Raw genomic sequence first — 7922 nt, 5'->3', positions numbered from 1 at the left:
CCGGAGGCGCGAAGCCTCCGAAGAGCGGCATCCGACTTGTCTCCGTGTGTTAGCCTTTGCAAACATAGTAACTTACTGATTATCTGCGGTTTGTTACCATCCTTAGTCCTTTGGTACTCCATTTGTATATAGTGATGTAAGTATAATAAGTGACATTTATGGATATAAAGCAATACGGGGTAAGTCCCAATATGGAAAAGGAACTCAGCTATCGGTTTATTGCCTATCTGATAGGTTTGCTCTTGGCATTCGAATCGATACTGCTGCTAGCATGCTGCTGCGTGTCCCTGATGTATGGCGGGAGAGATTTGATAGCCTTCGCCGTTTCGTGTTCTGTATGTCTGGCGGCAAGCATCATGCTGTTAGTCTATGGTCGGAAAAAGAAGTCTGCTCCCTCACGCTATGAAGCCTATATCGTGGTGGCTCTTTCCTGGGTGTTTTTCACGGTTTTCGGAATGTTCCCCTACCTGTTGGGCGGCTACATCCCGAATATTACCGACGCTTTCTTTGAGACAATGTCAGGTTTCACCACCACAGGAGCCACCATATTGGACAACATCGAGAGCATGCCTTATGGCATATTATTCTGGAGAAGTCTGACGCAATGGATAGGCGGTTTGGGGATTGTCTGCTTTTCCATAGTTCTCTTGCCTGAGTTCGGTGTCAGCAGTCAGATGCTCTATCTCTCTGAGGCAACGGGAGTGACTCACAACAAGATTTGTCCCAAGACACGTGTCATGGCACGGTATATATTCTTGGTTTATATCTTGTTGACTGTCATCGAGAGCGCACTCTTGAAGGTTGGGGGCATGAGCTTATTTGATGCCGTGTGTCATTCCATGGCCACCATAGCCACAGGAGGCTTCTCTACCAAACAGGAAAGCATTGCCTATTGGCATTCTCCGTATATAGAATACGTGGTGTCGTTGTTCATGTTGCTTTCTGCCATCAATTTCTCGCTCTATATTGTTGCCTTAAGGGGAAGTTGGAAACAACTATGGCAAAACGTGGAACTCAGATGGTTCGCCTCCTCCGCAGGTCTGCTTACCCTGATTATCTCGACGGCACTCATCCTGAACAACGGCTATGGCGTGGAGGAAGCATTCCGCAAATCCCTGTTCCAAGTGGCTACTTGTCACACCTCGTGTGGCTTTGCCACTGACGACTACAACCTGTGGCCGTCATTTACATGGATGCTGCTGATTTTTGCGATGCTGTCGGGTGGATGCACAGGGTCAACCAGTGGAGGTATTAAAAATCTCAGAATGATAATAGTCGCCCATTGCATACGCAACCAGTTCCGTCAGATACTGCATCCGCGTGCCGTATTGCCTATAAGAGTTGGTAGTATGTTTGACAATAAGCTGGTGACAATGGTTCTTGTATTCTTCGCCGCCTATATGTCAGTTGCCTTTATCGGCTGGACACTGCTGATGGCATTCGGAGTAGGACTTACAGAAGCCATGAGTACCGTGATTTCTGCAATGGGTAATGTAGGACCTGGGTTAGGCAGCTTCGGTCCTGCCTTCTCATGGGCAGCATTGCCCGATGCCGCCAAATGGATACTCTCATCACTGATGCTCATAGGCAGACTTGAAATTTTCGGTTTCCTTCTCATATTCTACAAATCGACGTGGAGTGGCAGTTGGTCATAGAGAAATATGGTTGCCCCTAAGGGCAATAAATGTATTATAATAAACGCTATATATATATGGAAGAAAATATACAGCAATTTCTTGACCTGATACGACGGTCACATCGGGGACGGTTCAAGATATACATCGGAATGATTGCCGGAGTGGGCAAGACCTTTCGCATGCTTCAGGATGCACGAGAGATGCTACGGTGCGGCACAGATGTACAGATAGGCTATGTGGAGACACATGGTCGGGCAGACACGGTGAGGGCACTGAAAGGACTGCCCGTGATTCCCCGCAAGCGGGTGTTCTACAAAGGCAAGGAGATTGAAGAGATGGATTTAGACGCTATCCTTCAGATTCATCCTGAGATTGTAATTGTTGATGAGTTGGCACACTCCAACGTGGAGGGACAACGCAATGCCAAGCGATGGCAAGATGTGATGGAACTGCTTGATGCCGGTATCAACGTGCTCTCTGCGGTAAACATACAACATATAGAGAGTCTGAAAGATGAGATAAAGGAGATGGTAGGCATCGATGTGAAGGAACGCATTCCAGACCGAGTGTTGCAAGAAGCCGACGAAGTGGTGAACATTGATCTTACGGCCGAAGAGCTTCTGGAACGTCTGAAATCCGGGAAAATATATGCCAAGGACAAGATACAAACAGCCCTTGACCATTTCTTTCAAGCAGGGAATATCCTGCAACTGCGAGAACTGGCACTAAGGGAAGTAGCCTTTCGAGTAGGGAAAAAAGTAGAGGAAGAGGTACTGCCACGAACATATAGGACTAAAGGGATGTCAAGGATTGTGGTATGTGTAAGCAGCAATAGCGAAACACAGCAGCATATCATCCGCAAGGCTGCACGAATGGCGGACAGTTTTGACGCTGACCTATTGGCACTATATGTTCAGACACGTGGCGAGAACAACGACCTCATTCCTTTGGACTCACAACGTCATCTGATGAGCCATCTGGAACTGACCATCCAGCTTGGAGGACAAGTACATAAGGTGGTTTCCGACAACATTCCGCAGAGTATATCAGAGTTCTGCCGACAGCAGCATGCCACACTGCTTTGTATGGGACAACCATCATTCTCCTTTCCCCGCTTGCTGATGCGTGCAGGAAGTTATCGGAAATTGTTGTCTGAATTGAAAGAAATGGGCGTAGATTTAATTATTTTCGCATAAAAAATTAAAAGGATATGACTGCAAAAGAAAAACTTACACTCTCAGTGGGTATTCTAGTGTCGCTCATCATCGGTTTGGTGGTGCTTTCCGTCATCAGCCTGCAGATACTCACAGCCACAGAACCTACTTCTCCTGTGGCAGACTATGGTCTGACGAGAGCCTTGACTCTGTTGTTGCTGTTTGGCGGATTGAGCATCGCCGTGGGAGTATGGATGCTTCTGAAATTGCCGGAGTATATCACCCGCCCTTTCCAGGAACTGACCAAAAGCATCAACGAGATTGCCAACCACAACTACGATACTCAGTTGCACCTCCATGGTGGTGAGGCCATGGAGCAGTTATCCACCAATTTCAACCAAATGGCATGCCGTCTGCGTGATTACCACAACTCATCGCTTTCGAAACTGAAGGTGTCAAAACAGTACATAGAGACCATCATCGACTCTATCGACGAACCTATCGTCTGCTTAGACCATAAACTGACACTCTATTTCATCAACAATGAGGCACTCAGCATTCTCAATCTCCGACGTGAGGATGTCGTGGGAAAGTCAGCACAGGAAACAGCCATGCGCAACGACCTGCTGCGCCGACTACTGGTAGGGATGGACAGACATAAGGTACATGAGACCGACGAGAAAAAGACAGAGCCACTGAAAATCTATGCCGACAACAAAGAGAGTTATTTCCAGGTGAAATATCTGCCTGTAAGAATGACAGACCACGAGGGAAGCATAAAAGAAAGCGGTACAGTGATTATGCTGAAAAACATCACCGAGTTTCACAAACTAGATGTGGCAAAGACAACATTCATCTCAACGATATCCCATGAATTGAAAACCCCGATATCAGCCATTCTGATGAGCGAGCAACTGCTTGCCGACAATCGTGTGGGCGGTCTCAACCAAGAGCAAAAAGAATTGTCGGACAGCATCCGTGAGAATGGAGAACGGCTGCTCAGCATCACGGGCGAATTGCTCAACATGACACAAGTAGAAAGCGGAGTATTGCAGCTCAAACCTCATATCACAAGGCCAATAGAGCTGATTGATTATGCCATAAAGGCCAACCAAGTACAAGCAGACAAGTTCCATATCAACATAGAGGTGGATTACCCAAAGGAAAAGATAAACAAGCTCTATGTCGATAGCGAGAAAATAGCATGGGTACTGACCAATCTGCTGAGTAATGCTATACGATATTCTTCGGAAAATGACCGGGTGACTATAGGAGCCTTGCAACAGGACGAGCACCACGTAATGCTGTATGTACAGGATTTCGGACGAGGCATAGACCCTCGTTATCATGATAGCATCTTCGAGCGGTATTTCCGTGTACCTGGTACCAAGATACAGGGCAGCGGACTGGGACTTTCCATCTCGCGCGACTTTGTCGAGGCGCATAATGGCACACTTACAGTTGAAAGTGAATTGGGTAAGGGCAGCAAGTTTGTCGTTTCCTTGCCAGTGTAAAAAGATATATAAAAAACTATGAACAAGATACTTATTATTGACGATGAACCAACCATCCGTATGCTCCTCTCACGCATGCTGGAACTGGAAGGTTATGAGGTACTAAAAGCAAAAGACCGTGCCACGGCTATATATACCTTAAAGAACAATGAAGTGCAGGTGGTGCTCTGCGACGTGTTCCTGCCTGATGGCAACGGCGTGGATATGGTGCAGGAACTGCAATTGTTGGCTCCTAAAGCCAAGATAATTCTCCTCACCGCCAACGGCAACATTCCCGACGGCGTGCAGGCCATCAAGAATGGGGCTTTTGACTATATTGTCAAGGGTGATGACAACCGCAAGATTATCCCTATCGTGAGCCGTGCAATAGATGCCATTGCGTCAGAAAATAAGAAAAAGAAGCCAAGTGCCACAACGGCAAAATCGCATACGTTTGACACTATTGTAGGAAAATCAACTGCAATCTCTGACGTCCTCCGACAAGCCCAAAAGGTGGCTACAACAGATGTTACCGTGCTCATCAACGGTGAGACCGGTACTGGCAAGGAAGTCTTTGCCCAAGCTATCCACAATGCAAGCCATCGAAGCAGTGAGGCATTTCTTGCTCTTAACTGCTCGGCATTTAGCCGTGAATTGCTGGAAAGTGAGCTTTTCGGCTATAAGGCTGGGGCATTCACTGGTGCTGTGAAGGATAAGAAAGGATTATTGGAGGAAGCCAATCATGGTACGGTGTTTCTCGATGAGATTGGTGAAATGGCGCTTGAGTTGCAGTCGAAGCTACTGCGTGTGCTTGAGACTGGAGAATTTGTGAAAGTTGGCGACACAAAGACTACCCACGTAGATGTGCGCATCCTTTCAGCCACCAACCGCAATCTGAAAGAAGAAATAGCCAATGGGCGATTCCGCGAAGATCTTTATTTCCGTCTTTCCGTGTTTCGCATAGAACTTCCACCATTGCGCCTGCGCAAGGAGGACATACTGCCGCTTGCCCAGCATTTCATTGAGCGTTATGCCAAGCAAATTGGTTGCCCACCCCCTGTGCTGTCTTCCGAAGCAAAGAATTTGTTCTTGTCTTATCCATGGCCAGGTAATGTGCGAGAAATGATGAATTCCGTAGAGCATGCCATCATCGTATGCGAAAGCGAAATCACTAATCATGACCTGCCTATAGACATGCTTTCGGACAATACATCCGCTGTAGCCAATGATTCCTTTGACCTGAAGAGTGTGGAGCGCAACCACATCATCAAGGTTCTCCACCATACTCACGGCAACAAGACAGAAACGGCTCGACTGCTCAAAATCGGACTTACCACTCTCTATCGTAAGATTGAAGAATATGGGATAACCGTATAAATGCTCCACACTGTCATTCCCGCCCTTCCAAAGTGAATGTGTTTATTTCATTTTGGAAGGGTTTTTATTTGCTACATTTTCAATCTTTATCTTTGTATGATATTGATACACAGTATAATATATGATTAAAAACATATTTGGCACATCCATTGCGATACATAAGGTGACAACGATTTCGTTAAGCCATATGAACAAAGTCGAGTTTACTCGAGCTTTGCCATGGCGAGAAATCGCACTTTTAAAAACATTTATGTATAACTTTTAAAAACAGAAAGAAAATGGATTTGTTTACAATCGGTTTCGCAATTTGCTTGTTGAGCGGCATAGGCTGCTTCTGGCTATTCTTCAAATGTATCGACTGGTTCGAGAAAATCTAAAAAGGAGGTAGAGATTATGTACACAACATTATTTATCATCAGCTTGGTGGTTTTTGCGTACCTAATGTACGTACTCATCAAGCCCGAAAAATTCTAAATAACGTATGAATACGGAAGTTTTGGGAGTAATCCTACAGATTGTCCTTATGGTGGGACTCGCCTGGCCACTTGGCAAGTATATTGCCCGAGTGTATAAAGGCGAACGAACGTACCTCGACTTCATGAAGCCGGTGGAACGCCTTATGTATAAGTTGAGCGGTGTGAATCCCGACGAGGAGATGGACTGGAAGAAGTTTCTCCGTGCACTGCTTGTGGTGAACCTCTTCTGGTTTGTGTGGGGTATGGTGCTCTTGGTAGCACAAGGAGTATTGCCTCTCAACCCCGACGGCAACATCGGACAGACATGCCACCAGGCTTTCAATACCTGTATCTCGTTTATGGTTAACTGCAACCTGCAGCACTACAGCGGTGAGAGCGGTCTGACTTATTTCACGCAGCTCTTTGTCATCATGCTCTTCCAATTCATCACAGCCGCTACAGGTATGGCAGCAATGGCTGGTATCATGAAGGGTTTGGCGGCAAAAACAACGCAGACTATTGGTAACTTCTGGCGTTATCTGGTGTTAAGCACTACCCGCATCTTATTGCCATTGTCTTTAGTTGTAGGTATGATTCTGATAGTGGAAGGTACACCCATGGGCTTCGACGGAAAGATGGAGCTGACCACCCTTGAAGGTCAGAAACAGGAGGTGTCGCAAGGCCCTACGGCAGCCATCGTGTCCATCAAACAACTTGGAACGAATGGTGGCGGTTATTTCGGCGTGAATTCATCGCATCCGCTTGAGAACCCCACTTACCTTACAAATATAGTAGAGTGTTGTAGTATCCTGATTATCCCGATGGCATTGGCTTTTGCATTCGGCTTCTATCTGAAACGCCGCAAGTTGGGCTATAGCATCTTTGGAGTGATGCTCTTTGCCTATCTTGTGGGTGTGGGCATCAACATGTATCAGGAGATGAACGGCAATCCACGGATAGGTGCCATGGGGATTGCACAGAATGGAGGAGCTATGGAAGGCAAGGAAGTGCGCATAGGTTCGGCCGCTGGTGCATTGTGGAGTGTCACTACCACTGTCACCTCCAATGGCTCGGTCAACTCAATGCACGACTCCACAATGCCATTGTCGGGAATGATAGAGATGCTGAATATGCAGATAAACACTTGGTTTGGCGGTGTTGGTGTTGGCTGGATGAACTATTTTACCTTCCTTATCATTGCAGTGTTCATCAGTGGACTGATGGTGGGACGAACTCCTGAATTCTTAGGGCATAAGGTGGAGGCACGCGAGATGAAGATAGCCTCGATGGTAGCTTTGCTCCATCCGTTTATTATTCTCGTTGGCACTGCATTGGCGGCATACCTCTTCGTTCATGCTCCTGAGTTCGTTGCAAGTGAGGGCGGATGGCTCAACAATCCCGGCTATCACGGACTGAGCGAGATGCTTTACGAATACACATCCTCGGCCGCCAATAATGGTTCCGGCTTTGAGGGCTTGGGTGACAACACCTGGTTCTGGAACTATTCGTGTGGCATAGTGCTTATCCTTGGACGTTTTGTGCCCATCGTAGGTCAGGTGGCAATAGCTGGTATTCTTGCTAAGAAAAAATATATTCCCGAAAGTGCAGGAACGCTGAAAACTGATACCGTTACATTCGGTGTGATGACCTTTGCCGTCATCTTCATCGTGGCAGCCTTGTCGTTCTTCCCCGTACATGCACTAAGTACAATCGCTGAACACTTAACATTGTAAGTTACTATGTTTGCAAAGGCTAACACACGGAGACAAGTCGGATGCCGCTCTTCGGAGGCTTCGCGCCTCCGGC

6 protein-coding genes are annotated in these 7922 nt (G+C 46.9%); all 6 read left to right on the top strand.

Features of this window, described 5'->3' with window-relative positions:
- Positions 1-158 precede the first annotated feature (158 nt).
- The 6 genes from DEM91_RS11595 (at position 159) to kdpA (ending at position 7849) form a co-directional block, all read left to right on the top strand.
- A complete protein-coding gene (locus DEM91_RS11595) occupies positions 159-1655 on the top strand; it encodes a TrkH family potassium uptake protein (protein ID WP_007175192.1) in 1497 nt (498 codons plus the stop codon).
- A gap of 56 nt (positions 1656-1711) precedes the next feature.
- Positions 1712-2833, top strand: a complete 1122-nt coding sequence (locus tag DEM91_RS11590) for a universal stress protein (RefSeq protein ID WP_004347510.1) — start codon at positions 1712-1714, stop codon at positions 2831-2833.
- A 14-nt stretch (positions 2834-2847) separates the two neighbouring features.
- Positions 2848-4305, top strand: a complete 1458-nt coding sequence (locus DEM91_RS11585) for an ATP-binding protein (protein WP_007175194.1) — start codon at positions 2848-2850, stop codon at positions 4303-4305.
- A gap of 18 nt (positions 4306-4323) precedes the next feature.
- Positions 4324-5661, top strand: coding sequence for a sigma-54-dependent transcriptional regulator (locus tag DEM91_RS11580; RefSeq protein ID WP_249859028.1), 1338 nt, complete (start codon positions 4324-4326; stop codon positions 5659-5661).
- Positions 5662-6054: 393 nt separating this feature from the next.
- Entirely contained in the window at positions 6055-6135 is an 81-nt protein-coding gene (locus DEM91_RS11575) for a potassium-transporting ATPase subunit F (protein WP_004347514.1), read from the top strand.
- A 7-nt stretch (positions 6136-6142) separates the two neighbouring features.
- A complete protein-coding gene (kdpA, locus tag DEM91_RS11570) occupies positions 6143-7849 on the top strand; it encodes a potassium-transporting ATPase subunit KdpA (RefSeq protein ID WP_004356059.1) in 1707 nt (568 codons plus the stop codon).
- Positions 7850-7922 lie beyond the last annotated feature (73 nt).

The sequence above is a fragment of the Prevotella sp. TCVGH genome (assembly GCF_023522295.1).
Classification (GTDB): Bacteria; Bacteroidota; Bacteroidia; order Bacteroidales; family Bacteroidaceae; genus Prevotella; species Prevotella timonensis.
Note: the sequence above shows the minus strand (reverse complement) of the source record. Positions and strands in the feature narration are given on the sequence as shown.